The organism is Calidithermus roseus, assembly GCF_003574095.1.
Classification (GTDB): domain Bacteria; phylum Deinococcota; class Deinococci; order Deinococcales; family Thermaceae; genus Calidithermus; species Calidithermus roseus.
This window is the reverse complement of sequence record NZ_QWLA01000015.1, coordinates 19,489-46,036: the sequence shown is the minus strand read 5'-3', so window position 1 is coordinate 46,036 and position 26,548 is coordinate 19,489. Positions and strand designations below refer to the sequence as shown.

Below are 26,548 nucleotides of genomic sequence, written 5' to 3'. Positions count from 1 at the left end.
CCTCTACTTGACAAATCCGAAAGGATCTCCCTATTATGTGCATACGTTTGCACAAAGAGAAAGGTGGAGAGATGAACTGGCCTAGGGTTTCCAACGAGGAAATGCACTCGCGCATTGTGCGTTTCGACCACCTCAAGACTCAGGGTGTGCCGCTGATGTTCATCGACAGTATTCTTCCCGGCCATCAGCGAATGAACTATGCCGTGATCGGGGATACCGCCAGCGAAAACGCCGAGTTCAAACCCGCCATCACTGCTCCACACAAGTTCCAGATCGGCATGGGTTTTGCCGAGCCCGGCAATGGCCCAGCCTTCCACACCCACGACTACGTAGAAGCCTTCTTCATCCTTGAGGGCCGCTGGCGCTACTACTGGGGGAATGAGCCGGGCAAGGTCGAGGGGGAAGCCATCCTGAATAAATGGGACTTTATCTCCTTGCCCCCGGGGCTGTACCGGGGGTTTGAGGTAGTGGGAGAGGATATCGGCTGGTTTTTCGCGGTTCTCGACCCCCACGACGTGTTTAATGGCAAAGACCCCTACTGGGATCCCGAGGTCGAGCGAAAAGCCGCTGAGTACGGCTTCAAAGCCGATGCCAGCGGGAAGATGATCAAGCCGGAGAATTACTCTGAACTCAAGGGGCAGATGATGCAGCACCTGATGGGGGTGTTGCGACGCTGGGAGGATAGCCACAGGGGATAGGGCAAAACCATCTGCAGAAAGCTGAAACAGGCCGGGTCAGCCCTGGCTGGGGTTCCACTTTCCTCACCTCAGAAGGGAGTTGCGATTTCGATATGCGCGAAAACCGTGTGCGCACATTATGGGAGCACGACCAGACCGCCGTCTGCGGCTGGCTGCACCTGCCGGACGCTTATAGCGCTGAGGTGATGGCGCGCGCGGGTTGGGACGCGCTCACGATCGATCTGGAGCATGGCCTGATGGACTTTCAGGTAGCCCTCTCGATGCTGCAGGCCATCTCCACGACCGATGTTCTCCCCCTGGCACGGATCCCCTGGAACGAGCCGGGGATTGCCATGCGCTTGCTGGATGCGGGCTGTATGGGGATCATCTGCCCGATGGTGAGCAGCCAGGCCCAGGCCGAGGCGTTCGTGGGGGCTTGCCGCTACCCACCCCTGGGCTACCGCAGCTTTGGTCCTACGCGGGCATTGCTGTACGCCGGGGACGACTATGCCGAACACGCCAATCGGGAGGTGATCACCCTGGCCATGATCGAAACCGAGGCGGGACTGGAGAACCTCGAGGAAATCCTCGCCGTAGCGGGCCTGGACGGGGTCTTCGTGGGGCCAGGCGACCTGAGTCAGAGCCTGGGGGAAGGAGCCCGGTTGGACCGGGAGGATCCTGCGATGCTCGAGCGGCTCGAGCATATCGCGGCTGTAGCTCGGTCCTGTGGCAAAGTCGTGGGCATCTTTGCTCGGACTCCTGAGTATGCCCGGAGGATGAGCGGGATCGGCTATCGCTTCGTGGCCTTGAGCAGCGACGCACGGATGCTGATGACGGCGGCGCGGGCGGCGGTTGACGCCTTCCACGGGACGTCGGATGCTATGACTGCTAAAACCAAAACCAGGGGGTATTAATGGCCGAGCGGCGATCGGTAGACAAGCGCGTGACCTCACACGAGGTGGCCCTCCGGGCCGGGGTTTCACAGAGTACCGTTTCCCGCGCCCTGGCCGGAGATCCCCGGCTTTCCGAGGCCACCCGCCTTCGGGTGCTCGAGATCGCCCGCAGCCTGGGCTACAAGCCCAACGCCATCGCGCGCAGCTTGATCACCAAGCGCACCAACATCGTGGGCCTGGTGGCCAGCAATATGGCCAATCCCTTCTACCCTTTGGTCCTGGAGGCCTTTACCCAACACCTCCATAGCCTGGGTTGGCGGGTGTTGCTCTTCACTGCTGGAAGTCGGGAGGACGTAGACGACCTTCTGCCGGAGGTGCTGGCTTACCAGGTAGATGGCTTGATCATCGTTTCAGCAGCCATGTCCTCGAGGATGGCGCGCGAGTGCGTGGGGCGGGGAACTCCGGTGGTGCTCTTCAACCGCTACGTCCCCGACTCCGGGGCCAGTGCGGTGTCGTGCGATAACCGGGGGGGAGGGCGAAAGGTGGCGGAGGCCTTGCTGAGGGCAGGTTACCGGCGGCTGGCCTACATCGCTGGGCGCGAGGACGCTTCTACCAGCGTCGATCGCGAGCGGGGTTTCGGGGAAGCACTGTTGGAGCATGGGGTCAAGACTTGGCTACGGGAGCCCGGCAACTTCAGCTACGAGGCTGGCTTTAACGCGGCCATGCGCCTGCTACGGCTCGATGAGCCGCCGGAGGCCATCTTCTGCGCCAACGACATCACTGCGATAGGGGCCATCGATGCAGCCCGCAAGCTCAAGGTGCGAGTGCCCGAAGACCTAGCAGTGATCGGCTTCGACGACATACCGGCGGCTAGCTGGGCGGCTTATAACCTCACCACCGTGCGCCAACCAATAGAGCGAATGATCGAGGCTTCGGTGCGGCTGCTGTTGGGGCGTATTGAAGACCCCAGTCTGGCAGCGGTAAACGAGTTTATTCCGGGAGAGCTGGTGCGGCGGGGTTCAGCACGGCTCGATGTAGCACCAAAGGAGGGGTAAGGAGGCGTTATGGGAAAAAGCAAGTGGGTCTGGCTCGGGTTGTTGATGGTGGTGCTGGTGACAGGGGTGGCTTCCGTGACGGCGCAGAGCAGCGTTCCTTATGGGCTCAAGGCGGGTAAGCCATACAATGGCACCAAGCTCAAGTTCCTGATCTGCTGCCTTGCGGCAGGGCAGTTCGCTCAACTCAGCAAGCTCACCGGCGAGGGCGGCGAGTTCCAGCAACTCACCGGCATCTCAGCGGAGTGGGAAAACACGCCCTACGATGCCTTGCAGCAGAAGATCCTGGTCGAGGCCACTACCGGCAGCACTTACGACGTGGTGGCCTGGGTAGATGCCTGGGGTGAGGCCATCAAGCCCCACCTTTTGCCACTCAACGACCGTATCAGGGCCGACAGGATCAACCTCTCGGACTACCCGAACGCCTACATTCGGGCGGCGAGTGATAGTGGGGGGAACATCTATGGCATGCCCTTCAGGGGCCACCCGCTGATCCTGTTTTACCGCAAAGACATCTTGGAAGAACTCAAGTTGCCGGTGCCCAAAAACTGGCAGGAAGTCGTTCAGGTAGCCACGGCCATTCAACAGAAGAAGCCCGAGATGAAGGGAATTGCCATGTATTACCGGGCTAATGCAGGGCAAAACCTGTTCAACTGGGTCAGCCACCTGTGGGGTATCGGTGGGGACATCCTGGATAAAGATAATCGGCCCATCTTCAACAACGAGTTAGGAGTGCAGGCGACGCAGGCTTACATTGATATCTTGCGCAAGCACAAAGTTACTTCCGAAGCGGCCCCGACCTATGCCGAAACCGAGTCCTCCACCGAGATGTTTCAGGGACGGGCGGCGATGTGGGTTGGCTGGTGGTGGTACTGGGCCCGCTTCTCGGACCCCAAGACCGTCGTTCCGGAGGTGATGGGTAAGGTGGGCTTCGCGCCTGCGCCAGGATGGGGTAATAACCCTCCCCAAACCTACGCCCTGGTCTGGCCTATTGGTATCTTCAAGAATTCTAAGAAAGCCGACGCGGCCTGGGAGTTCATCAAGTACGTCAGCCATACCGACGTGCAGAAGAAAGTAGCCTCCAACCGCAGTGACCTCTCCGTGGCCGACAACACCATCGTGACCTTCTCGGGGATGCTCGATCCCAAGGTCAACGAGGCTAACGGGGGGATTCCCCGTGTAGGAGCCCAGGTGCTGCGTACCGCCCGCACCTTGCCGTTGGTGCGTACCTGGGCCGAGATACAGAGCGTGCTCGAGGTGGGCATCAACGAGATGGCCCGTGGGGCTGACGTGCGTCAGACCCTCAACCGCATGGCCCGAGACGTGGATGCCATCCAGCGGCGGGCAGGCTACTACAGGTGAGCCTGGACGGGGGTAGGGCTGCCCTACCCCCGTCCCCATTTTGTTCTGTTCAAACCCCATTTGCTCTCCCGCCAGGCTCAGCTACCGAGGGTGAAGTTATGGCTATAGTGCAAAAATCCTCCAACAGCTTGGCCGAGGAAGCCAATAAGCCTACCCGTAATCCGCTCAGATGGGTGCTGCTGCTCCCTGCCCTGCTGGTAATCGCAGTGACAGTGATCTACCCGCTGCTGTCGTCTTTCGTCACTTCCTTCCGTGAGTGGCGGCTGATCTACTCACCCCGCCCCGGTGGTTTCGTGGGGTTGGAAAACTACGTGCGCGCTTTTAGCGACGCGGGCTTCCTCAACAGCCTGCAGGTCAGCGCTCTCTACGTGCTGCTTTCGGTTTCACTGTCGCTGATGCTGGGTTTGGCTATCGCACTGCTCCTTTCTAAGCCAACTCGGTTAAACATCTTTGTTCGAGCGCTGCTGATCTTCCCTTTCGCCGTAGCTCCGATCCTCAAAGGCTTTAGCTGGCGCTTCATGCTCAATCCCGAGTACGGGGTTTACGCTCAGATGATCGGGGCGGTGATCCCGCCTCTCAAGGATTATTTGTGGCTTGGTAACGAGTTTTCCGCCTTGCTGTCGATCGCGATGTCGGAGGTGTGGGGTTGGGCACCCCTGTTTGCCCTGATGTTCATCGGGGCACTGGGCTCGATCCCCAGCGAGCTCACTGAGGCAGCCAGGGTGGATGGGGCCACCGGGTGGCAGATTTTCTGGAAGATCACCTTACCACTGCTGGCTCCGGTGATCTACATTGTGGCCCTGCTCAAGATCATCTCCTCGCTCAAGATGTTCGACCAGGTCGTGATCATGACTGGTGGTGGCCCCGGCGACTCCACTCAAACCCTCTACTACTACGTCTACCAGATCGCCTTCCGCAACCTGGACATGGGCTACGCCTCGGCGGTGTCCTGGATCCTGGTGCTGGTGATGGGGCTCTTCGCCTTCTTGTACGTGCGAACGCTGCTTGGGGGGAGGCACTGATGCAAAACCCAGCACTCAGAAAACGGCTGGGGCAGGGGGCAGAAGTCCTGGCTACGCTGGCGGTGATCTTCTTTGTGCTGTTCCCGCTGGCGTGGATCGCCCTGGCCTCGCTTAAGAACGAGGTGGATGTGTACTCCACTCGGCTGTTCTTCCAGCCGACCCTGGACAACTTTCGGGCGATCTTTTCCCATCCCGTGAACTTAGGCCCCAAGGTCTGGGTGAGCGCGCTGGTATCGTTTACCACCGTAGCCATTGCCATTCCGCTAGCAGCGGCTGCAGCCTATGTGATCTCGAGGCATCGCTTCCGGGGTCGGGACTTGGTGTTCGTGGCGATTTTGGCCACTCAGTTCGTTCCGGCAGTGGTGGTGGCGATTCCCTTCTTCGCCCTCTTCAGAAGCGCTGGCCTGATTGATACTCCCTGGGCCCTGGTGATCGTCTACCTTTCCTTCACCCTGCCTTACGCCATATGGATGCTGCGCGGCTTTTTCGACGCGTTGCCTGTGGAGATCGAGGAAGCCGCTTACATAGACGGTTGCAACGAACTGCAAACCCTGCGTTACGTGACCGTGCCGCTGGTGATGCCGGGCATCCTGGTCTCGGCGGTGTTCGCCTTCATCTCTGCGTGGAACGAGTTCTTCTTTGCCTTGATCCTGACCCGATCGGATTCCGTGACCCTGCCGGTGGGCATCCAGACGATCACGGGGGTGCGCGGCCCCATGTGGGAACAACTCGCCGCTGGCGGGATGATCGTGATGGTGCCCATCCTGGTGATGTCGCTCTTTATCCGCCGCTACTTCGTTCAGGGGATTACCGTAGGAGCGCTCAAGTGATGGTGCAGGAGGGGTCCCCATGCCAACCAAGCCTAGGGCGTAGTCATGAAGCAGACCAAGTCTCGCAAGCAAGGCAAGCTAAAGGCCACCCTCGTAGCTAAGGACCAAGCCCTCGAGTCCGATGAGCCCAGGAGGAAAACCGTGAGCGAGGAGATACAACAACCCACCCTGCCCGTTTTCGACTTTGCCGACCGACCCGATATCGGAGACTTCATGGCCGCTGCCAACACCGGGCGCAGGCAGCCTCTGGCCGGCTATGATGCCGACTACACCGACATCGTCGATTACATCGTGCGCTGTACCCACAAGATCTGGGAGGAGAGGGGTGTGGGCCTGATCTACACCCACTACGCTCACAACGCTGTCGTGCATACCTCCAGTGGGGTGATGTATGGCCGGGAAGCCATGGTGGCTAATACCCTCCAGCGCCAAGCTGCCTATGCCGACCTTCGGGTTTACGCCGACGACGTAATCTGGAGCGGCAATGAGCGGGATGGTTTCTATACCTCGCACCGGGCTTCGTTCATAGGAACCAATACCGGTTATACCGAATATGGCCCACCGACAGGCCGCAAAATCTGGCGTTGGGGCATTGCCGACTGCTTCAGCATCGAGAACAAGATCGTCGAGGAGTGGATCGTCCACGACGGTATGGCTGTGGTTCGCCAGATGGGCTACGACCCGCTCGAGCTGGCGCACCGCTCGGTGCTGCCTAGGCTGCCCTATACGCACGGTGAAATAGACCGGATGCCGACGGGTCAGCAGGCTCCCGAATTCCACGATGTCCCTTCCTGGGAGGGCGACCCACAGGGTTTCGTGCGGGCCATCCTGCAAAACACCTGGAACGCCCGGCTGGTGAACATGATCCGTGCCCACTATACCCCAGGTCACGTAGCCTTCGTTCCTGGGGGCCGCAAACTCTACGGCTACGGCGACTACGAGAACTTCGTAATCACCCTGCTGGCTTCGTTCCCCGACCTGGCCCTGACCGTTGACCACCAGTGCCATCTGGGTGATGAGCGACGCGGTTACCGGGTGGCGACCCGCTTCACGCTCCAAGGAACCCACGAGGGCTATGGCCCTTATGGTGCCCCCACGGGGCGGCGCATCTTCCTCATCGGCATGAGCCACCACGTCATCAAGAATGGCCGGATCGTGCAGGAGTGGACGGTCTTCGACGAGTTTGCTCTCTTGAAGCAACTGTACGCTCGTAAAGGAGGTAAAGGTGCCGTCTGAGCAAGAAGAACGTGCCACCCTCGCGGTAGATCAGCGAGACATCGGGTATTTCATGGCCCAAGCCGGCAGCGGGCGCAGGCAGAGCCTCGAGGGCTTCGACCCTGACTACACCGACATCGTCGATTACATCGTGCGCTGTACCCACAAGATCTGGGAGGAGAAGGCCATTGGCCTGATCTACACCCACTATGCTCACAACGCCATCGTGCACTCTTCCCACGGGGTCGTCTATGGTTGTGAGGCAGTGGTGAGAAATACTCTGCAAAGTCAGGCTATGACCGCCGACCTTCGGGCCTACGCCGACGACGTAATCTGGAGCGGCAATGAGCGGGATGGTTTCTATACCTCGCACCGGGTTTTTGATACCAGTACCCATACGGGTTACAGCGAGTTTGGCCCGCCTACCGGCCGCAAGTTTCAGCGCTGGGTCATTGCCGACTGCTTCAGCATCGAGAACAAGATCGTCGAGGAGTGGCTGGCCTACGACGCGACAGCCGGGCTGCGGCAGATGGGCTATGACCCCCTCGAGGTGGCCCACAAGGCGGTACTGGATGAGTCTTCGTACACTCGCGGCGAGATAGACCGTCTCCCCACCGGCCAACAAGCGCCGGAGTTCTTGAGCATACCTGAGCCCGACGATCCCCAAGGGTTCATCAAAGCCGTGCTTCACAACCTGTGGAACGCCCGGCTGGTGAACATGATCCGTGCCCACTATACCCCAGGTCACGTAGCCTTCGTTCCTGGGGGCCGCAAACTCTACGGCTACGGCGATTACGAGAACTTCGTAATCACCCTGCTGGCTTCGTTCCCCGACCTGGCCCTGACCGTTGACCACCAGTGCCATCTGGGTGATGAGCGACGCGGTTACCGGGTGGCGACCCGCTTCACGCTCCAAGGAACCCACGAGGGCTATGGCCCTTATGGTGCCCCCACGGGGCGGCGCATCTTCCTCATCGGCATGAGCCACCACGTCATCAAGAATGGCCGGATCGTGCAGGAGTGGACGGTCTTCGACGAGTTTGCTCTCTTGAAGCAACTCTATGCTCGTAAAGGAGGTAAAGGTGCCGTCTGAGCAAGAAGAACGTGCCACCCTCGCGGTAGATCAGCGAGACATCGGGTATTTCATGGCCCAAGCCGGCAGCGGGCGCAGGCAGAGCCTCGAGGGCTTCGACCCTGACTACACCGACATCGTCGATTACATCGTGCGCTGTACCCACAAGATCTGGGAGGAGAAGGCCATTGGCCTGATCTACACCCACTATGCCCACAACACGCCCGTTCACCTCACCGACGCTGAGTACTATGGACGCGACCAGGTAGTGGAAAATACCGTGCGCACCCTGGCCGCCTTCCCCGACCTGCGGCTCTTTGGCGACGAGGTGATTTGGAGTGGTAACGACCAGGAGGGCTTTCACAGTTCTCACCGGGTGACCTGGAGTGCTCACAACCTAGGTCACAGCCTCTACGGCCCGCCCACCGGGCGGCGGGTGCAGCGTCGGGAAATCGCCCACTGCTTCGTGCGGCACAACCGCATCCTCGAGGAGTGGATCGTCCGCGACGAGACCGCCCTCATCCGCCAACTCGGGTTCGACGAGGTTGAGTTGGCCAAGGCCATGGCCCAGGAAGAAGCCGCCAGGGGAATTCAACTCTACGCCAGCGGTCTGGGCGAGGTTCCCCGCCTGAGCGGCCAGGTTCACCCCCCGCTTCACCTCGAGGGTGACCCACACAACCCACAAGAGTTGCCTGGCCTGCTCTACGGCCTGGTCTGGAACGCGCGGATGCTCAATTACCTCAAGGACTACTACGCTCCCGGCGCGGTGATCTGGGTACCCGGCAATCGCCGCCTCGAGGGTCATGGCAACATCACCCGCTATGTTTTGCAGTTGCTATCAGCTTTCCCGGACGCAGCCATGAGCCTCGACCACGTAGCCTGGGTGGGCAGCGAGGCCGCGGGGTATAAGATCGCCGCCCGCTGGAGTTTCCAGGGGACCCATCGGGGGCCAGGCCACTACGGTCCACCTACCGGCAAGCGGGTCAGGGTGATGGGCATCAGTCACCTCGAGGTGCAGGGTGGTCAGATCCAGCGCGAGTACATAGTCTTCGACGAATTCGCCCTCTTGAAGCAAATCCACTGGCCCTGGTGAGCAAGACCTGTGACCCGGACTCGAGCCATGTATAACCATCCGACCAGGGAGCCCTCATGACCATTGACCTCTCAGGCCAGACTGCTCTGGTCACCGGAGCCAGCCGGGGGATTGGGAAGGCCATCGCGATTGGCCTCTCCCAGGCCGGAGCCAGGGTGGTGCTCATGAGCCGGGATCGAAGCGCCTTGGAAGCTCTGGCTGCTGAGCTGATCGCTGGCGGCGGCCTGGCAGACGTTGCCCCGTGTGACGTGGGTGACATTGAGGCCGTAGCTCAGGCTGTCGCAGCCCTGCCCAGGCTGGACATCCTGGTCAACAATGCCGGGACCAACATCCCCGAGCCATTTACCGAGGTCAGCGAGGCCCACTTCGATCAGATCATGAACCTCAACCTGCGGGCGGCGTTTTTTGTGACCCAGGCGGCAGTCAGGAAGATGTTGAAAGGAGGAAGAGGGGGCGTGATTGTCAATGTAACTTCACAGATGGGCCACGTGGGAGCGGCGAACCGCACCGTGTACTGTGCGAGCAAGCACGCCCTGGAAGGTTTTACCAAGGCCTTGGCGGTCGAGCTGGCTCCCCAAGGCATACGGGTCAACAGCGTAGCCCCTACCTTTATCGAAACCGACCTCACCCGCCCTATGCTGACCGAAGCCCAGTTCAAGCACTCGGTCATCGCCAAGATCCCACTTGGACACCTCGGCCAGCCCCAGGACGTGGCGAGCGCGGTGGTTTTCCTGGCCTCCCCTCAGGCCGCCCTCATCACCGGGGCCAGCCTGCTGGTAGACGGGGGATGGACGGCGCAGTGATCGGTGATGTTCATAGCCCATAGCTGCAAGCGGGTTTTGGTCATAGCCGTGTAGCCAATCTACCCGCGCGACCGAAAGGAGAGAAATGGAATACTTCAAGAAGGCCCTTCCTCAATCCCCCTCCGTCACCCAGGAGATACGCGATACGGTTTCCCGGATTATCTCTGATGTAGAGCGTGAGGGGATCACCGCTGTGCGCCGCTATAGCGAGATGTTCGACGGGTGGAACCCGCCTTCCTTTCGCCTTTCACAACACGAAATCGAAGAAGGCCTGAGAGTGGTGGATACCGGCATTGCCCGTGCGATAGACTTCGCCATCGAGCAAGTCAGCAAGTTTGCCCGGCTACAGCTGGCTACGCTCACCGAATTCGAGGCTGAGACCCTGCCCGGCGTGACCCTTGGGCAAAAACAGATCCCGGTGAATGCGGTGGGATCCTACATTCCGGGTGGGCGCTACCCCCTCATGGCCTCGGCAGTGATGACGGTTGGGGTGCCCAAAGTGGCCGGGGTCAAGCGGGTAGTGGCCACTGCTCCAGTCCAGAGGGGCACCAATCGCATCAACCCCGCTCAGCTCTACGCGATGGTGAAAAGCGGAGCCGACGAAATTTTCTCCATCGGAGGAGCACAGGCCCTGGCGGCGATGGCGTTCGGTATCGAAGACAGCCCGCCTCTCGAGCCCGTGGACATGATCGTAGGGGCGGGCAATGCCTACGTGGCCGAGGCCAAGCGGCAACTCTTTGGTGTGGTGGGGATTGACCTGCTGGCTGGTCCCACCGAGGTTTGCATCCTGGCTGACGAAACTGCCAGCCCTGAGGTGGTGGCTGCCGACTTACTGGCTCAGGCTGAGCATGGAACCAACTCTCAATCGATATTGGTGACTACCTCCAGGGCCCTGGCCGAGGCTACGGCGAGGGAGATAGACCGCCAGCTCCAGACCTTACCCACAGCGGCGGTGGCGGGGCAGGCCTGGCATGAGCTGGGCGAGATCATTTTGGTGGAATCGGATGAAGAGATGGTGCGGGTCTCCGATCAGATCGCCTCAGAACACCTCGAGGTGCAGACCCGTGATCCTGAGTGGTTCTTGGCCCGCTTAACCAATTACGGCTCGCTGTTTTTGGGCCACAATGCCACCGTGGTGTATGGTGACAAGGGCATCGGGACCAACCACGTGCTGCCCACAAACCGCGCTGCTCGCTATACGGGCGGGCTGTGGGTGGGCAAGTTCATCAAGACCGTGACCTGGCAGAAGGTTACGGATGCGGCTAACCGCTTGGTGGCCCCGCCCATAGTGACCATGGCTGATGCCGAAGGCATGGCCGGGCACGCTGCTTCGGCGCGGTTGCGCCTAGTGAGAGACTGAATGCGGATGAGGGCAAGGTTTGAGCAGGTCTTTGTGGTACGTAGATAGCGAGGAGACTTGGTGATTAGGGTCGAGGTTACAAGGTTGTAGGAGGAGAGCATGAAAAGGGAATGGATGTTGGCGATAGGGGCAGTGCTGGTCTTGGCTGTGCCCATGGCCTCAGCCCAGGAGTGCAAGCTGCCTGCTCAGGGTAGTCCGGCTATCCTCAACCTGGTTAGTTTTCGCTTTCCCATGATGGAGTTCTATGCAAAGGCCATCGAGGCCTGTGCGGGAGGCAATATCCGGGTCAACACCACTTTTCTGCAGGCTGATGCCTTTCAGGCTCAAGTAGGTACAGCCTTAGCCGCTCGAGGTAACTCCCCTTACCAGATCATCTGGTCGAACCCCAACTTTGTCACTCAGTGGGGCAGTAAGGGGTGGCTTCTGCCCCTCAATCTGCTAATTGCCAAATACGGCAAGCAGTATGGCCTCGATGATATCCCCAATCAACTCTGGAACAATGGCACCATCAGCGGTCGTCGCTATGGCATCCCAGTAAATTTCAACACCCAGATCGTGTTCTACCGCAAGGACATTTTCGACGAACTGAGGCTCAAGCCACCGACAACCTTTGATGAATTCCTGGATGTCTTGAAAAAGCTGGATGCTGCCAAGAAGACCCGTTTCCCCTCGGCCATCGCTTTCGGTGGAACCCAGATGGCGGGTGAGTTCCACAGCAACCTGATGGCTTTTGGGGGGCGTTGGTTTGATGAGCAGGGACGGCCTGCCTTCAACGACGAAGCCGGTCTTAAGGCAGCGCAGGCTATTCGGGACTGGCTCCAATTCATGCCCCCCGATGTCCTTTCTTACACCAACGATAACGTGATGGTGGCCTTGCAGCAGGGGGACATCGCTATCTCAAAAATCTGGCTGACACGGGCAGCTCCTATGGAGGATCCAAATGTAAGCCGGGTGGTAGGAAAAATCGCCTACGCACCGGCCTTCCGAGCTACGCCCAATGGCCCCGTCGCTGCTACTGCTGAGGGGGACATGTACTCGATTCCGGCTAATACCTCCAATCCTGAACTGGCCTTCCTGGCCATCATGGAGGCTATCAAGCCGAGCAATCAGCTGCTGGCAGCCCGCTTCGGGATGGTCAGCCGGGCCAGCATCGCCAATAACCCCGAGTTAGTCAAGGTCAATCCAGCTTGGCCCGCGGCCTTGCAGAACGCCCGTAACGCTGCTTCTCTGCGACCTTTTGTACCTTATATGGGCATTGCCAACAATGTCGTTTCGCGTACCTTGAATCAAGCTCTGGCCACCAAGAGCGATCTCAAGGCCGCCCTGGACGCTGCAGCCAAGGCAGTGCAGGATGAGATGAGGGCGCAGGGGTTCTTGAGGTAGCCGTGTAGCCCGGTGGCCGATGGCCGAAGATATGCATACTCAGCCATCGGCCACCCCTAGCCGACCAAGGAGCTGGATTATCAGGAACATGTCTATAAGGCGGTGGGAGCAGGCAATTCTTGGAAGTGAGGCCTGGCAATCTCGAAGAGGGGGGGCGTATGAAGCCTCGAGAATTCTGGCCTTTTGTGCTGCCCAGTGTGTTGGTGATGTCGGCCCTAATGGTGTTTCCGCTGCTATTCACGGTCTACCTTAGTTTTCACAATTTCACCCTGGGTGAATCCCCTCGCTTTGTGGGCTGGCTCAACTACGCTCGTACCCTGGCCGATGAGCGCTTTTGGAGTGCCCTGGGCTTCACCTTGCTGTACACCGTCTGTGTTATTCCTGCACAGATTCTGCTGGGTTCCGTTCTGGCTTTACTGCTTAACGAGGTGTTGCATCTCAAGCGATTGCTGATCAGTGGCTACCTCTTGCCCTTCATCGTCACCCCGGTGGTGGGTACTTTGGTGGTGGGTTGGATGTTTCGCGATCGGGGGTTTAACTCCTACCTGCTTTCGTTGTTGGGCATCCACATCCAGTGGTTCTCCGACCCCATGGCTGCTAAAGCCCTAATCATTCTTTATGGCATCTGGAGCACTGTCCCGTTTGCCCTGATTGTACTTTACGCAGCTCTGCAGGCCATGCCCTCCGAGCCCCTCGAGGCCGCCATTGTAGACGGCGCGACCTGGCTTCAGCGGGTCTGGTACGTGGTGGTGCCTTTCCTTCGCCCGGTCCTTCTCTTCATTGCCATGATCGGCACCATGGATGCGTTCAGGTTGTTCGACAGCGTGGCGGTCATGACCAAGGGGGGGCCGGGTACGGCGACAGAGACGGTCATGTATTACACCTACGGAGTTTCTTTTGTGGAGTTGCTCTTGGGTCGGGGTAGTTCGATCGTGGTGCTGAGCGTGCTAATTATTCTTGTTATTCTTGCTCCGCTTTTGTACCGCACCTATAGGGATATTGTGGGGAGTCGTTGATGATTCGCGCTGCTACCTCCCACCACCCCGGCCTTTCCGGCCATAGTCAGCGCGCTTTGTTTTTAGGGCTGGCTTATGGGGTTTTATTGGTCTGGCTCATTTTGGCTATCCTGCCTTTTATCTGGACTTTTCTGACCTCTATCAAGCGCCCGGTGGATGCTTTTGCCTATCCCCCAGTGTGGGTTTTTCAACCCACACTGATGGCCTATCAACAGCTCTGGCTAGAGGAGGGTTTTAGCAAATACCTCATCAACAGTGCAATCGTTTCGGTGGGAACGGTAACAATTTCCATTTCCATCGGTTGCCTGGCCGGATATGCGCTGAGTCGCTACCGTGGGGTGAGTGGTTTTTGGATCCTGTTTGCTGCCTTCGTGTTTCGCGCCCTGCCCCGCATGACCTTCCTATTGCCCTTTTTTTACATCGCCCAGCTCACTGGAACGCACGACACCCACTTGTTGCTTATCCTAATCCTGGTCGCCATCAACCAGCCCTTCACCATCTGGATGCTGCGCAGCTTCTTCGCTGAGATTCCTGAATCACTAGAGGAGAGCGCCATGATAGATGGCTGCAACCGCTTCCAGGCCTTCTGGTACGTGATCGTGCCCATCACGGCGCCAGGCATTGTAACAGCCTCGATTTTCTCCTTGTTGCTGGCTTACAACGAGTTTTTGATCCCGCTTGTGCTGACCGCGACGCGCGCCACGCCACTACCGGTGGCTATCTCCCAGTTTGGGGCTGAGGACATTCGTTACTGGTCCATTTCGGCAGCCGGGGCAGTCTCGATTGCTCTACCGATTGTGCTGGTCATTCTTTTTCTCCAACGCTACCTGATCCGGGGTTTGACCGCTGGCGCAGTAAAGGGGTGAGTGGTATGGGAAAAGCTGCTTTGGAACTGGTGGAAAAAATGGTAGAAGCCCTCAATAACCATGTGATTGAAGGCCAGGAGGAATTCTGGTCGGAAGACATGATCTGGCGTGGCCCAGCTGGAATCGGCACCCTGTATGGCCTTAAGGCTTTTCAAGACGGGCAGCAGCGGCCTTTCCTCCACGCCTTTCCTGACAAAAAAGCAGTAGATGAGGTGCGCTTTGGTTGCGGGCAATACGCTGCTTCTACGGGAGTAGTTGAAGCGACCCACCTAGGGGAGTGGTTGGGAATTCCTCCTACGGGTAAGGCAGTTAGGGTGCGCTACATGGATATCTGGCGCTCGGAGGGCGACAAGCTGGTGGAGAACTGGGTCCTAATCGATCTAATTGACTTTATGCAGCAGATTGGAATCGACCCGCTCGAGATCATTCGTGAGCGGTTGCGGCAGATTAAGGGCCAAGGATCGAGTGATAAGGGGTAAGTCCATGATCTCCAAGCTCTCCACAACCCGTGTACACGAGCTGATTGATCGGCGAGAAACTCAGAGCCTCGAGGCTGTCCGCGACTACATCCGCCAGCCCTCGTTTTCTGACACTGGGGAGGGGATGCTCGAGTGTGCCCAGTACACCCGTGAACTGCTGGCGCAAATTGCCCCGGACGCCGCCGTGGTTGAGACTGCTGGCTGGCCAGTGGTGTTTGGCAGCGTAAGGGCTAAGAATCCTGATGCCCCCACGCTGATCATCTATGGCCTCTACGATGTGACCCCGACCCTGCCTGAGGAGTGGACGGTCGATCCCCTAGGCGCGCACATCGTGGATGCTGCCGACTTGGGAATTCTGCCCTTGGGCAAGGTGTTGGTGGGGCGGGGAGTTAACAACCACAAGGGCCCGGTGCTTTCTACTATCCTTGCAATCAAGGCTCTGCTGGATGCTACTGGTGACGTTCCGGCCAACCTGCTTTACGTGATCGAGGGCGAAGAGGAAATCGGCAGCCCCAGCCTGGCTGGGTTCGTGAAGCAATACCGATCCGTTTTAGCCAAGGCCCAAGGGGTTTGGTTGCCCTGTATGCAGCAGAATGCTGCCGGAACCATGACCCTGCGACGAGCCTACAAAGGTTTATTGCTGACCGAACTCGAGTGCAAGGGAGGTGAGTGGGGGGGGACCCGTGACGGACGGCATGTTTGGGCAGGGCATTCGGCCTGGATAGATGCTCCCATGATGAAGTTGATCAAAGCGCTTTCTACCCTCTATGACGACCATCAACGGCTGACCCTAGATGGAATCGAGGAACGTTTGGAACTGCCCGCAGCTGCGGATGACCCGGAGGTTCAAGCACTTCAGGCAGCCTTTGATGCTAACCCCGAGTGGGAGCGCAACATGCTCACCAACTTGAATGTCACTCGGATGGAGGGAGGTAGGCCCCTGTCTGAGCACCTGCCCTACTATATGCTCGGGGCAACCATCAACATCCAGGGCATAACCGGAGGCTACCAAGGCCCGAGCTTTTACACCAACATGCCCGGACGGGCCAGCGCCAAGGTAGATATTCGTTTTCCGCCCGGCATAGAACCTCAGAATATGGTTGAGCTGGTCGAAGCTCATCTGCGGCGGCGTGGCCACGAAGCAGTGAGGCTTAAGAACACCCAAGGCTATGCCGGTGCACCTGCCTTGCCCGAAGAGCGGGATACCTTATTGCGAGCAGCTCGCATAACTGCCGAAAGATATGGTGTGCCCGTAGTGGTATGGCCAATTGCCAATAACTGCTCCCCGGCTTCGCTCCTGTGTAACCTTGGAATTCAAATCCCTTATAGCATCGCGGGAACCGGGCACGGTGACCGTCCCCATGCTCCTGATGAGTACATTACTGTGGATTCCGTGAACAAACTGATGCACTGGACGGTCGATTATTTGAATGACTGGGTGGGGGTGATCGAAGGTGAGCGCTTCAGTACAAGTCAAGATGTGGATGGTAGCCGCCGGCCTGCTGGCCCAGGCTGAACGTGGAACCCACTCCCGGTCGGTGCTGGTGCCTGCTTCGAGGGTCCTGGCTGAGGTCACACATCCCAAGGCCGAATAAGGAGTGAGCATGTCGAGGGTTCTCCCTGTGGCTGTGGTGCAGGAGCAGCCCTGCAGGGCGGGTGAGCCGCTGAGCCGCTTCTGCGAGCACGTACAAGCACTGCTGGCCGCTTTCCCGCAGGTTCGGCTGATCGTCTACCCCGAGCTTCACCTGTTTGCTGCCGATGCTCCTCTGAACAGGGAAGCGCTCAGCGCCAGCGCGGAGCCGTTATCCGGCCCCCGCATCATGGCCTTGGGAGAGCTGGCGGCAGACTTGGGCATCTGGCTGGTGCCGGGCAGTGTATGCGAAAGTGGTCCGCAAGGGCAGCTGTTTAACACCGCCGTGGCCTTCTCCCCAGAAGGCCATCTGGCTGCGTGGTACCGCAAGGTGTTCCCGTGGCGACCTTACGAACCGTTTGATCCTGGCGACCGCTTCGTGACCTTCGACCTCACTGGTATCGGCAAGGCTGGCTTCTCCATCTGCTACGACGCCTGGTTCCCTGAAGTCACCCGACACCTGGCCTGGATGGGGGCCGAGGTCGTGCTGAATCTGGTGAGAACGACGACCTCTGAGCGTACCCAGGAGGTGGTACTGGCCCGGGCGAATGCCATCGTCAATCAGGTGTTCGTGGTCAGCGTGAACTGCGCCGGCCCAACCGGCACCGGTCAGAGTGTGATCGTAGACCCGGAAGGGCTGATCAGGGCGGCGGCCAGCGGAGCCGAGCGCACCATCCTGACCGACGTGCTCGATTTAGATCACGTCTCGCGCGTTCGCAGGTTTGGCACCGCCGGGATGACCCGTGTGTGGGATCAGTTCCGGCCTGGCGACCCGCCCCTATCGTTGCCGCTGTACCAGGGAAGTATTGACCCGCTGCGCTGGAAGCCACAGCTCCCGGAACCGGAGGACCAGGCGGGGTGAACTTGAGGTTCCCCTCGGCTTCAGTCCAAGAAGTCCCTGAGCTTGCGGGTGCGGGACTCGTGGTACTTGAGCTTGCGCAGCGCCTTGTTCTCGATTTGGCGGATGCGCTCGCGGGTCACGCCGAAGTAGGCTCCTACCTCTTCGAGGGTGTGCTCACGCCCGTCGATGAGACCCTTGCGCAGCTTGAGTACCATGGCCTCGCGCTCGGAGAGCTTGTTTAAAGCCTTCTCGAGTTCCTCGCTGAGCATGCTCTGGGCGGCGGAGTCCACGGGGGAGGCCATGTGCTCGTCGGGGATGAAGTCGCCGTAGAAGGAGTCCTTCTCGTCGCCGATGGGGGTTTCCAAGCTCACCGGCTCCTGGGCGATCTTGAAGGTCTCCTCGACCTTCTTGGCGTCCCAGCCGGGGCCCATGGCTTCGGCTACTTCCTCGTAGGTGGGCTCGCGGCCCAGTTCCTGCTGCATTTGGCGGGCGGTGCGGGTGAGCTTGTTGATGGTCTCGACCATGTGCACCGGGATGCGGATGGTGCGGGCCTGATCGGCGATGGCGCGGTTGATGGCCTGGCGGATCCACCACGTGGCGTAGGTCGAGAACTTGTAGCGCCGCTTGTACTCGAACTTCTCCACCGCACGGATGAGCCCCTGGTTGCCCTCCTGGATCAGGTCGAGGAAGGAGAGGCCGCGCCCGGTGTACTTCTTGGCAATGGAGACCACCAGGCGCAGGTTGGCCTCGATCAGGTGCTGGCGGCAGATCTCGCCGTCGCGGGCGATATGCAGGTAGCGCTTGACCTCGCGCGGCAGGGCCCGCAGGCGGCTGTCTACGGCCTGGATGGTCTCGGGGTCGATCCGAATCTCGAGGCCGGGAACGCTGGTCACACGGGAGCTGCCCTGCACCTGCGAGCGCAACACCTGGCGGATGAGCTCGGCCTCGAGCCCCGTTTCCTGGGCTAAGAAGCCGGCGGCAGCCACCCCCTCCTCGACCCGGCGGGCCAGGTCGATTTCTTCCTCCAGCGTCAGCAGCGGCACCTGGCCGATCTCGTGCAGGTATTGCCGCACCGGATCGGAGGTGCTGACGCGGATGGTGGGGAAGTCGTCTTCGAGCTCGTCGTCGGTCTCTTCGAGGACGGTAGGGGCCTCGAGGGTGTCGAGGTCGAGGTCGAGCGGGTCGGCGGCCTCGTCGATCTCGCCCTCGATGAGCAACTCTTCGGCTACCTCGAGGTCTTCAGGGGCATCTTCGACTAACTCCAGGGGCGGCACGTCGGGAGCGTCGAGGGTCAAGGCACCGTCGATATCCTGAACGGCGCCGCCCATCTCGTCGCCCAATCCCTCAACCAGCAGGGTGTCGTCCGCCTTGGCTTCCTTGGCTCCTTTGGCCTTCTTGGCCTTGGGCTTGGGTTCGGCTAGGGGGGTCGTGGATTTGGCCTTGGCGGTGGTTTTCTTCTTGCTCAAGCTGCCTCACCTCCGAGCTGAAGCTTTGCCGTTGGGATGGGCAAAACCCGCAGAGAGTCGTGTCGATTTCTCACCGTGCGCTCCGGTCTTTAGTGCACGAGAGCACCTTATAGCCCTGCACCGCGAGGGTGCGGACGCTACCGAATAGCGTCTGCAGGAGCGGTTCGTACTTCAAGAAGGGGTTGGCCACAAGATAGAACCTCCCGCCTGACCGAAGGCGGGCGTGTGCGGCTGTGATGAAAGCGTGGGCCACATCGAGAATGACTGACCCCCCCACGTGAAACGGGGGGTTTGATAATACTATATCGAAGGAGCGGTCTTTTGGCAAGCCTTCATCCACATCGCTGTGGGCGATGGTGGCGCTGATCTGGCTGGCCTCGGCGCTTCGCCTCGCGCTCAGAACACTCGCCAGGTCGTCCTCCAACAGCGTCACGTGCGCGCCCTCGGCGGCCAGCGTCAGCCCGATGGCGCCGTAGCCCCCTCCCAGGTCGAGCACCTCGGCGTCGGAGACCTCTCCCAGGGTCTCGAGCAGCAGGGCGGTCGCCTCGTCGAGCCGACCGGCGGAGAAGACACCGGGCAGGCAGTAAAACGCCTGTGAGCGACCCCTGGCCTCGATGGTAAAGCCCTTCCAGGGGTCGGGGAGATCGGGGGAGGGGTTTTGCTTCTCGAGCACCGCCACCCGCAAGGACCCTTCGCGCTCCAGGACCTCCCCGGAGCCCAGCAGAGCCCTGGCCGCCCTGAATTGCCGCTCGAAGCCTTTGTTCTTGTCGCCGCTGAGCCACAGCTGCCCGCCAAGACGCAGGGCGCGGGCCGCGGCGAGGAGGCTGAGATGGGTGAAGTCCTGTCCCCGCTCCGAAGGTAGGACCAGCACGGCCTGATCGTAGTGCTCTGCCGGAGCTTCCCAGGGCACGGCAGCACGGACCTGCACGCCGGGCTGGTTGCCGAAAGCGGCCTCGAGGCAGCGCAGGGCGACGCGGGAGGTCTCCAGCAGGTCTAGCTCGAGCCCGGCCTTCACCAGCACGGCACTGGCGAGCCCGATGCCAGGATTGAGGTCGAGGGCCCTGGCCCCGTGGGCCTGAAGGCTCCTGGCCAGCAGTTCCCAGCGCCCGTCCCCATACCCCCGTGCACCCGCCTTACGGTAGAGCGTGAGCGGGCCAGCGGGCAGGGGGTGCAGGCGGTGGTAGGCCTCGAGGACCACGAAAAATGAGTTTATCAGAGATAGAGGGGTTCCACACCCCTCTGGCCCGAGCGCAGCAGCCTGGCTCCCAGCCCGGCTAGCACCCGCCCCGATGGGGGCTCGTCCAGCGAATGGGGGTCGAGGCCCTCGAGGGGCCTTTTCTCAGCAGGTGTAAGGGCCCGGATTTCGTCGTGAACGTGATAGCTGGCGGTGTACACGAAGCCGCCGCGGGTGGAGTGGGCCACCCGCACCGTGCCCCGGTAGCGCCCGGCCACGCCGGCCAGGGTGTCCACGCCAACCAGGGGGATGCCCAGCCCCCTCGCCAGCCCCAGCCCTGCCGAGATGCCGATGCGCAGGCCAGTATAAGAGCCGGGCCCCCGGCCCACGGCGATGCCCTGGAGTTGCTCGAGCCCACAGCCCGCCCACTGGAGGAAGGACTCGAGCTCGCCGAAGAGCGCTTCGGCGTGGCGGCGGTCCAGCCGGACGATGCGCTCGCTGGCGGGCAGACCGAGCACCAAGAAGGCAGTCGCGGTATCGATGGCCAGTACCTGCACGCCCAGGAGTATATCGCCCAACGCAAGACGCCGTGGGGTCGTGATTCTGGGCGTTTAGCGTTTGGCATTTGGCGCTTTAGCCATTGACCACCGACTATCGACTTCATTAGCAATTACCTAACTCAAACGCACTTTACCCGCTCTCATAGTGCCATTAGACTCATGTGGATGAAACTGGCCATGGTGGGCGTGGGCAAGATGGGCAGGAGTATCCTCGAGGGGGTGCTTCGCTCGGGCTTTCTCAGCGCAGGCGAGATTGGCGTGCTGGATTTCCCCGAGCGTACTCAGCAGATTGCCGAGCAGTATGCCGTGAACGCCCTCAACCCTGAAGACTTGCGACGAGCGGAGCGGGTTCTGATTGGGGTGCAGCCCAAGGATTTCCCGGCTCTGGCACCCCGCATCGTCCATCCCAATACGGGCTATATCTCCATCATGGCCGGGGTTTCGACTACCGTGCTCTCCCGCCGCCTGGGCACGCGCCGGGTGGTGCGGGCCATGCCCAACGTGGCGGCCACCATCGGGCGCAGTTCTACCGCCCTCACCGCACCTCCTGAGGCCGAGGAGGCCGGTGACCTCGAGTTCGCCCGGAAGCTCTTTGCCACCGTGGGCGACATCTACGACCTGCCCGAGCGATTGTTCAACGCTTTCACCGGCATGTCGGCTTCGGCTCCGGCCTACATCGCCGTGGTAGCCGAGGCCCTGGCTGATGGAGGTGTCAAGCAGGGTATCCCCAGGGCGCAGGCGCTCAAGCTGGCTGCCGACGTGCTGGTATCTACTGGAGAGCTGTTGCGCCGCAAACATCCGGCCGTGGTCAAGGAGGAGGTCGCCAGCCCTGGCGGCACCACCATCTATGGCCTGGCCGCCCTCGAGGCCCGCAGCCTGCGGGCTGCCCTGATCGAAGCCGTAGAAGCCGCCACCATACGCGGCTTTGCGTTGGGAGAAGATGAGTGAGACGCTGGGTCGTTTGGGGTTTACTGCTGGGTTTGGTGCTGGCCCAACCGGGGGATTTCTATCCCCGTGGGGTGGGGCTGGGTTGGGCATACTCTTCGGGTGAGGTGCAGATTTTTGCCCGTGAGCAGGCGGGGATGCTGGTGCTCGAGCACCGCTTCCCCGGCAAGCCCGTTTACGGCGAACTGCTGCGCTACAGCCCGCAGGGGGTCTTTCTCGAGGGCACGGTGTTCAATGGTCAGGTACAGCGCTATCAGCCTGCTTTGATGCTCTATCCGCCTGCTCCTATGGTGCTGGGCCAGGAGTGGGGTGGCAGGAGCACCCTGAGCGGCAGCACCATTGCCCTGCTGTCGCGGGTGGAGCGAATCGAGGGGGTCAGCGTCCCCGCCGGACGTTACAACGCCTACGTGATCCGCACCTCCTTGGTCACGGAGGCGGGAGGTAGCGTGGTGGTGGAGTCGTATTTCGTGCCCGGCGTGGGGATCGTGCGCTATGCCAGCCCAGATGGCGGCACCATCGATCTCGTGCGGATACTGCGGCCATAAGTCCATAGTCGATTAGCCCGGAGCTGCTCAGCCTCTAGAATTGGGTATCGCTGCGTATGGGAGGTGGGTATGGAATTGCAAGTGGTGCAGCTTGAGAAGCCGGAAAACCTCAACGTCATCCTGGGGCAGAGCCATTTCATCAAGACCGTCGAGGACCTGCACGAGGCGCTGGTGACTGCCGTGCCGGGGATCAAGTTCGGCCTGGCCTTTTGCGAAGCCAGCGGCAAACGCCTCATCCGCAAGACCGGGACCGCGCCTGAGCTGGTCGAACTGGCCGTGCGCAACGCGCAGAATATCGGCGCGGGCCACAGCTTCCTGATCGTGTTGGGCGAGGGGTTCTTCCCCATCAACGTGCTGCACGCGGTAAAAGCCTGCCCCGAAGTGGTGCGTATCTTCGCGGCCACAGCCAACCCCCTGAGCGTGGTCGTCGCACAAGAGGGTGAGCAGCGAGGCATCCTCGGCGTGATGGACGGTTTCCTGCCGCTGGGCGTCGAGGGTGAGGAAGACATCACCTGGCGCAAGGACCTGCTGCGGCGCTTCGGGTATAAGGTGGGGTGAAGCCTCGAGGCTCGAAGTCATGGGGCTCGTACGTGGAAAGGGCGGGAAGTGGGAAGAAGCCTCCTGCGTTGTGCATCCGGTCTGCGACGTCCATTTGAGCGTCTGGCAACAGTGAGCTTCCGTCCGTGCGGTAGGCTGTTGGCGTTATGGTTACCGTAGGCAAAGCCGCGCCATCGTTCGCCCTTCCTGATCAGGAGGGCAAGGTTCACAGGCTTTCGGATTACCGGGGTAAGTGGGTGGTGCTTTACTTCTACCCCAAGGACGACACCCCCGGCTGCACCAAGGAGGCCTGTTCTTTCCGTGACGAGAAGGGACGGCTCGAGCAGATGGGCGCGGTGGTGCTGGGGGTCTCCGCCGACGATACGGCCAGCCACGGCAAGTTCGCCAGCAAGTACGGCCTCAACTTCCCGCTGCTGGCTGACCCCAGTACCGAGGTCATCAGGGCTTACGGGGCCTGGGGCACGAAAAACCTGTACGGCAAGGAATACGAGGGCATCCTGCGCCAGACCTTCCTGATCGACCCCACCGGCCACGTCGCGAGGGTCTGGGAGAAGGTCAAGGCCGAGGACCACGCCCTCGAGGTGGCCCAGGCCCTGCAAGAGCTTCAGCAGGAGCAAGCCTGAAGGGCGGTATCGTGTAGAGGCGTGGGGAACACGCCCCTTGTGCTTATGACCAGTCCTGAGATCTACAAACGCGAAGCCGGGATCGAGGCCGTGCGCTACGTGCAGTCGGGGATGGTGGTGGGGCTGGGCACGGGCTCTACCGCGAAGTACGCCGTGCTCGAGATCGGACGCAGGCTGCGGGAGGGTGAGATCGGCGACATCCGGGGTGTTCCTACCTCGGAAGCCACGGCCAGACTGGCTGTGGAGCAGGGTATCCCGCTGGTGGAACTCGACGAGTACGGAGTGGACCTGGCCATCGACGGAGCCGACGAAATCGCCCCGGACCTCTCGCTCATCAAGGGCCTGGGCGGGGCGCTGCTGCGGGAGAAAATCGTCGAGGTGGCCGCGCGGCAGTTCATCGTGATCGCCGACTCGAGCAAGCTGGTCGGCCAGCTCGGGCGGGGCGTGGTGCCCATCGAGGTCGTCCCCTTCGGCTACAAGAGCACCCTCAAGCACCTGCGAGAGTTGGGCGAGCCCGTGCTGCGGCTGAAGGAGGGCCAGCCATACTACAGCGACGGGGGAAACCTCATCGCCGACACCTTCTTTGGCCCCATCGGCGACCCCGGCGCCTTGCAGGAGAAGCTCAAGCGCATCCCCGGCGTGGTCGAGACCGGGCTGTTCGTAGGGATGGCGAGTCTGGCGGTGGTGGCCGACTCCCAGGGGATTCGCACCCTCAGGCGCTAAACCCAGCTTGCCAGGGGTGGCTGGCTGAGCTACCATGACCTCATGAGCGGCTTCTTCGTCCGGCGAATGATGGGGGTGCCCCGGCGGTAGCAGAGGTTTGAGGCTATCGGCGGGGCGCGTGTATGATGCGCCCCGGTTTTTTGTGCCGACTCGAGCGAGGCTTGCCCTCCGAGCTGGCGACCCTTCGGAGGAGGGATGAGAATGAGCAAGGTTTTTTACGTGACCACCGCGATTGACTACGCCAACGCGGCCCCCCACATCGGCCACGTCTACGAGAAGATCTTGGCCGATTTCCTGGCCCGCTGGCACCGACTGGACGGCTACCAAACCTACTTCCTGACTGGAACCGATGAGCACGGCGAGAAAATCGCCAGAGCAGCAGCCAAGGCGGGGAAGAGCCCCAAGGAATTCGTGGACGAGCTGGCCGAGGGCAGCTTCCGTGCGCTGTACAACCGCCTGGGCATCAGCTACGACGACTTCATCCGCACCACTCAGGAGCGGCACAAGCGCTACGTACAAGAAATCCTGCAGAAGGTCTACGAGGCGGGCGACATCTACTACGCCGAGTACGAGGGGCTCTACTCGGTGGGCTCCGAGCGCTTCGTGACCGAGAAGGAGCTGGTAGACGGGATTTTCCCCGGTGACTCCGAGCCGCCGGTGCTGCGTCGGGAGGCCAACTACTTCTTCCGCATGGAGAAGTACCGCCCCTGGCTCTTAGAGCACCTGCAGAACAACCCCGACTTCATCCAGCCTACCGGCTACCGCAACGAGGTGCTCGAGATGCTCAAGGAGCCCATCGGCGACCTCTCCATCTCGAGGCCGAAGGAGCGCGTACCCTGGGGCATCCCCATCCCCTGGGACGAGAACCACGTTACCTACGTGTGGTTTGATGCGCTCTTGAACTACGTCTCGGCCCTGGTGGCCGAGGGGCGCTTCGAACCCTTCTGGAAGCACGCCTGGCACGTCATCGGCAAGGATATCCTCAAGCCTCACGCGGTCTTCTGGCCTACCATGCTCAAAGCTGCCGGGTTGCCGCTATACGAGAAGCTCGTGGTGCACGGGCACATCCTGGCCCTCGACGGGCGTAAGATGGGCAAGAGCCTGGGCAACGCCATCGACCCCGCCGAGATGCTCGAGAAATACGGGGTGGACGCCCTGCACTACGCCCTTTTGCGCGATACCACCCTGGCCGCCGACAGCCCCTTTGGCGAGCCGGTGATCGTCTCGCGGCTCAACTCCGACTTGGCTAACGACCTGGGCAACTTGCTCTCGAGGGTGCGCACCATGCTGCTCAAATACTGCGGCGGTGTGCTGCCCCAGCCGTCCCCCGCCGATTCACCCATTGCCCGCGAGGGGGTGAGCCTGGCCGCACGGGTGCGCCCGCTGGTGCGCGAGCTGCGCTTCAACCTGGCCCTGGAGGAAGTGCTGCAGTACGTGCGCAACCTCAACAAGTACGTCAACGACCAAAAGCCCTGGGAGCTCGCCCGCGACGAGGCTAAGCGCAAGACCCTCGAGGACGTGCTCTATACCGTGGTCGAGGGTTTGCGCATCGCTTCGGTGCTGCTCGAGGCGGCCATCCCCAACAAGGCCAAGGAACTGCGCCGGGCGCTGGGGCTGGGTGACTACAGCGTGGCCGATACCGAAACCTGGGGGCTTTCGCCTGCTGGCACCCGGATTCCCGAGGACGCCCCCATCCTGTTTCCCAAGCTCGAGGCTTCGCCAAACGACGCTGGGCGTAAAGCGCAAAACGCCACAGGTAAACCCGCTGCGAGACCCGAGCCTTCGGTTCAGCCACAAGCTGCAAGCAATGACCCAAAAGCAGCTAACGGCCCCATCTCCATCGAGGACTTCGCCCGCATCGAGCTGCGCGTGGCCGAGGTGATCGCCTGCGAGAAGCACCCCCAGGCCGACAAGCTGCTGATCCTCCAGCTCAATGTGGGCGACCACACCCGGCAGGTGGTCTCGGGCATCGCGCAGTGGTACAAGCCCGAGGACCTGATCGGACGCAAGCTGATCCTGGTGGCCAACCTCAGGCCGGCCAAGCTGCGCGGCGTGGAGTCGCAGGGCATGATCCTGGCTGGGGAAGACGAGGCTGGCAACGTGGTCGTGGTCACGCCCGAAAAGGATCTTCCGCCAGGGGCCAGGGTGCGGTGATTGCTGTCGATGGTCGATGGCTAGGGGTCGTACGTCCTACGTCGTACGCGAAAGGCAAAAGCCCGTTGGTGGGGAGGTGAACTATAAGGCCGGGCCTCAAAACCCGGCCTTCCTCTGCCATAAGGTCGTGCGACTCAGAGCAATTCGTGCGGTAAATCGTTGTTGGTTTGGCCGGACTCGCCCTGGCTCCGGCGCAAACGGAGCAC

General features: G+C 61.0%; 26 protein-coding genes. 23 read left to right on the top strand and 3 right to left on the bottom strand.

The features are described 5' to 3' along the window. Positions 1–71 precede the first annotated feature (71 nt). From Mrose_RS05685 to Mrose_RS05605, 17 genes are all read left to right on the top strand, one after another. Positions 72–698, top strand: coding sequence for a cupin domain-containing protein (locus tag Mrose_RS05685; protein WP_119276456.1), 627 nt, complete (start codon positions 72–74; stop codon positions 696–698). A gap of 92 nt (positions 699–790) precedes the next feature. Continuing rightward, the gene (locus Mrose_RS05680; protein ID WP_119276455.1) at positions 791–1,591 is read left to right on the top strand and encodes an HpcH/HpaI aldolase family protein; all 801 of its coding nucleotides are present in this window, start codon (positions 791–793) and stop codon (positions 1,589–1,591) included. Next, positions 1,591–2,625 (top strand): LacI family DNA-binding transcriptional regulator, encoded by a 1,035-nt coding sequence (locus Mrose_RS05675; RefSeq protein ID WP_119276454.1) that lies wholly within the window; start codon positions 1,591–1,593, stop codon positions 2,623–2,625. Before Mrose_RS05680 ends, Mrose_RS05675 begins: the two co-directional genes overlap by 1 nt. A 9-nt stretch (positions 2,626–2,634) precedes the next feature. After that, the gene (locus tag Mrose_RS05670; protein ID WP_119276453.1) at positions 2,635–3,984 is read left to right on the top strand and encodes an ABC transporter substrate-binding protein; all 1,350 of its coding nucleotides are present in this window, start codon (positions 2,635–2,637) and stop codon (positions 3,982–3,984) included. Positions 3,985–4,082: 98 nt separating this feature from the next. After that, entirely contained in the window at positions 4,083–5,006 is a 924-nt protein-coding gene (locus Mrose_RS05665) for a carbohydrate ABC transporter permease (RefSeq protein WP_119276452.1), read from the top strand. Beyond that, positions 5,006–5,836, top strand: a complete 831-nt coding sequence (locus tag Mrose_RS05660) for a carbohydrate ABC transporter permease (RefSeq protein WP_220452290.1) — start codon at positions 5,006–5,008, stop codon at positions 5,834–5,836. Before Mrose_RS05665 ends, Mrose_RS05660 begins: the two co-directional genes overlap by 1 nt. A gap of 45 nt (positions 5,837–5,881) precedes the next feature. Further along, a complete protein-coding gene (locus Mrose_RS05655) occupies positions 5,882–7,072 on the top strand; it encodes an ester cyclase (protein ID WP_119276451.1) in 1,191 nt (396 codons plus the stop codon). Continuing rightward, a complete protein-coding gene (locus Mrose_RS05650; RefSeq protein ID WP_220452289.1) occupies positions 7,062–8,144 on the top strand; it encodes a nuclear transport factor 2 family protein in 1,083 nt (360 codons plus the stop codon). Before Mrose_RS05655 ends, Mrose_RS05650 begins: the two co-directional genes overlap by 11 nt. Next, complete coding sequence (locus Mrose_RS05645) at positions 8,134–9,216, top strand: ester cyclase (RefSeq protein ID WP_220452288.1); 1,083 nt, start codon at positions 8,134–8,136, stop codon at positions 9,214–9,216. Before Mrose_RS05650 ends, Mrose_RS05645 begins: the two co-directional genes overlap by 11 nt. Before the next feature lie 56 nt (positions 9,217–9,272). Continuing rightward, complete coding sequence (locus Mrose_RS05640; RefSeq protein WP_119276450.1) at positions 9,273–10,019, top strand: SDR family NAD(P)-dependent oxidoreductase; 747 nt, start codon at positions 9,273–9,275, stop codon at positions 10,017–10,019. 85 nt (positions 10,020–10,104) lie between these two features. Then, positions 10,105–11,379: a histidinol dehydrogenase gene (gene hisD / locus Mrose_RS05635; RefSeq protein WP_119276449.1), complete on the top strand. Its 1,275-nt coding sequence runs from the start codon at positions 10,105–10,107 to the stop codon at positions 11,377–11,379. Between the two features lie 99 nt (positions 11,380–11,478). Then, on the top strand, positions 11,479–12,762 hold the full coding sequence (locus tag Mrose_RS05630) for an ABC transporter substrate-binding protein (RefSeq protein ID WP_119276448.1): 1,284 nt from the start codon (positions 11,479–11,481) through the stop codon (positions 12,760–12,762). A gap of 158 nt (positions 12,763–12,920) precedes the next feature. Next, on the top strand, positions 12,921–13,778 hold the full coding sequence (locus Mrose_RS05625) for a carbohydrate ABC transporter permease (protein ID WP_147371579.1): 858 nt from the start codon (positions 12,921–12,923) through the stop codon (positions 13,776–13,778). After that, positions 13,778–14,644: a carbohydrate ABC transporter permease gene (locus Mrose_RS05620; protein ID WP_119276446.1), complete on the top strand. Its 867-nt coding sequence runs from the start codon at positions 13,778–13,780 to the stop codon at positions 14,642–14,644. The genes Mrose_RS05625 and Mrose_RS05620 overlap by 1 nt, the downstream gene beginning before the upstream one ends. Positions 14,645–14,649: 5 nt before the next feature. Next, the gene (locus tag Mrose_RS05615) at positions 14,650–15,123 is read left to right on the top strand and encodes an ester cyclase (RefSeq protein WP_119276445.1); all 474 of its coding nucleotides are present in this window, start codon (positions 14,650–14,652) and stop codon (positions 15,121–15,123) included. 4 nt (positions 15,124–15,127) lie between these two features. Then, entirely contained in the window at positions 15,128–16,639 is a 1,512-nt protein-coding gene (locus Mrose_RS05610; protein ID WP_119276444.1) for a M20/M25/M40 family metallo-hydrolase, read from the top strand. A gap of 88 nt (positions 16,640–16,727) precedes the next feature. Continuing rightward, positions 16,728–17,615 carry a carbon-nitrogen hydrolase family protein gene (locus tag Mrose_RS05605; RefSeq protein WP_119276443.1) on the top strand — a complete coding sequence of 296 codons (888 nt, stop codon included), beginning with the start codon at positions 16,728–16,730 and terminating at the stop codon, positions 17,613–17,615. 20 nt (positions 17,616–17,635) lie between these two features. Here the strand turns inward: Mrose_RS05605 and rpoD are convergent, their stop codons facing one another. The 3 genes from rpoD to tsaB form a co-directional block, all read right to left on the bottom strand. After that, positions 17,636–19,060 (bottom strand): RNA polymerase sigma factor RpoD, encoded by a 1,425-nt coding sequence (rpoD, locus tag Mrose_RS05600; protein ID WP_119276442.1) that lies wholly within the window; start codon positions 19,058–19,060, stop codon positions 17,636–17,638. Positions 19,061–19,130: 70 nt separating this feature from the next. Next, the gene (locus Mrose_RS05595; protein WP_119276441.1) at positions 19,131–20,258 is read right to left on the bottom strand and encodes a class I SAM-dependent methyltransferase; all 1,128 of its coding nucleotides are present in this window, start codon (positions 20,256–20,258) and stop codon (positions 19,131–19,133) included. Positions 20,259–20,272: 14 nt separating this feature from the next. After that, a complete protein-coding gene (gene tsaB, locus Mrose_RS05590; protein ID WP_119276440.1) occupies positions 20,273–20,791 on the bottom strand; it encodes a tRNA (adenosine(37)-N6)-threonylcarbamoyltransferase complex dimerization subunit type 1 TsaB in 519 nt (172 codons plus the stop codon). A gap of 168 nt (positions 20,792–20,959) precedes the next feature. Between tsaB and proC the strand changes: the two genes are divergently transcribed. The 6 genes from proC (at position 20,960) to metG (ending at position 26,342) form a co-directional block, all read left to right on the top strand. Beyond that, positions 20,960–21,742 carry a pyrroline-5-carboxylate reductase gene (gene proC, locus Mrose_RS05585; RefSeq protein WP_119276439.1) on the top strand — a complete coding sequence of 261 codons (783 nt, stop codon included), beginning with the start codon at positions 20,960–20,962 and terminating at the stop codon, positions 21,740–21,742. Then, on the top strand, positions 21,739–22,284 hold the full coding sequence (locus tag Mrose_RS05580; protein WP_119276438.1) for a hypothetical protein: 546 nt from the start codon (positions 21,739–21,741) through the stop codon (positions 22,282–22,284). Before proC ends, Mrose_RS05580 begins: the two co-directional genes overlap by 4 nt. A gap of 69 nt (positions 22,285–22,353) precedes the next feature. Beyond that, positions 22,354–22,842 (top strand): adenosine diphosphatase, encoded by a 489-nt coding sequence (locus Mrose_RS05575; protein WP_119276437.1) that lies wholly within the window; start codon positions 22,354–22,356, stop codon positions 22,840–22,842. A gap of 146 nt (positions 22,843–22,988) precedes the next feature. After that, the gene (bcp, locus tag Mrose_RS05570) at positions 22,989–23,465 is read left to right on the top strand and encodes a thioredoxin-dependent thiol peroxidase (RefSeq protein ID WP_119276436.1); all 477 of its coding nucleotides are present in this window, start codon (positions 22,989–22,991) and stop codon (positions 23,463–23,465) included. A gap of 45 nt (positions 23,466–23,510) precedes the next feature. Then, complete coding sequence (rpiA, locus tag Mrose_RS05565; protein ID WP_119276435.1) at positions 23,511–24,188, top strand: ribose-5-phosphate isomerase RpiA; 678 nt, start codon at positions 23,511–23,513, stop codon at positions 24,186–24,188. Between the two features lie 201 nt (positions 24,189–24,389). Then, positions 24,390–26,342 (top strand): methionine--tRNA ligase, encoded by a 1,953-nt coding sequence (metG, locus tag Mrose_RS05560; protein WP_119276434.1) that lies wholly within the window; start codon positions 24,390–24,392, stop codon positions 26,340–26,342. Positions 26,343–26,548: the final 206 nt, after the last annotated feature.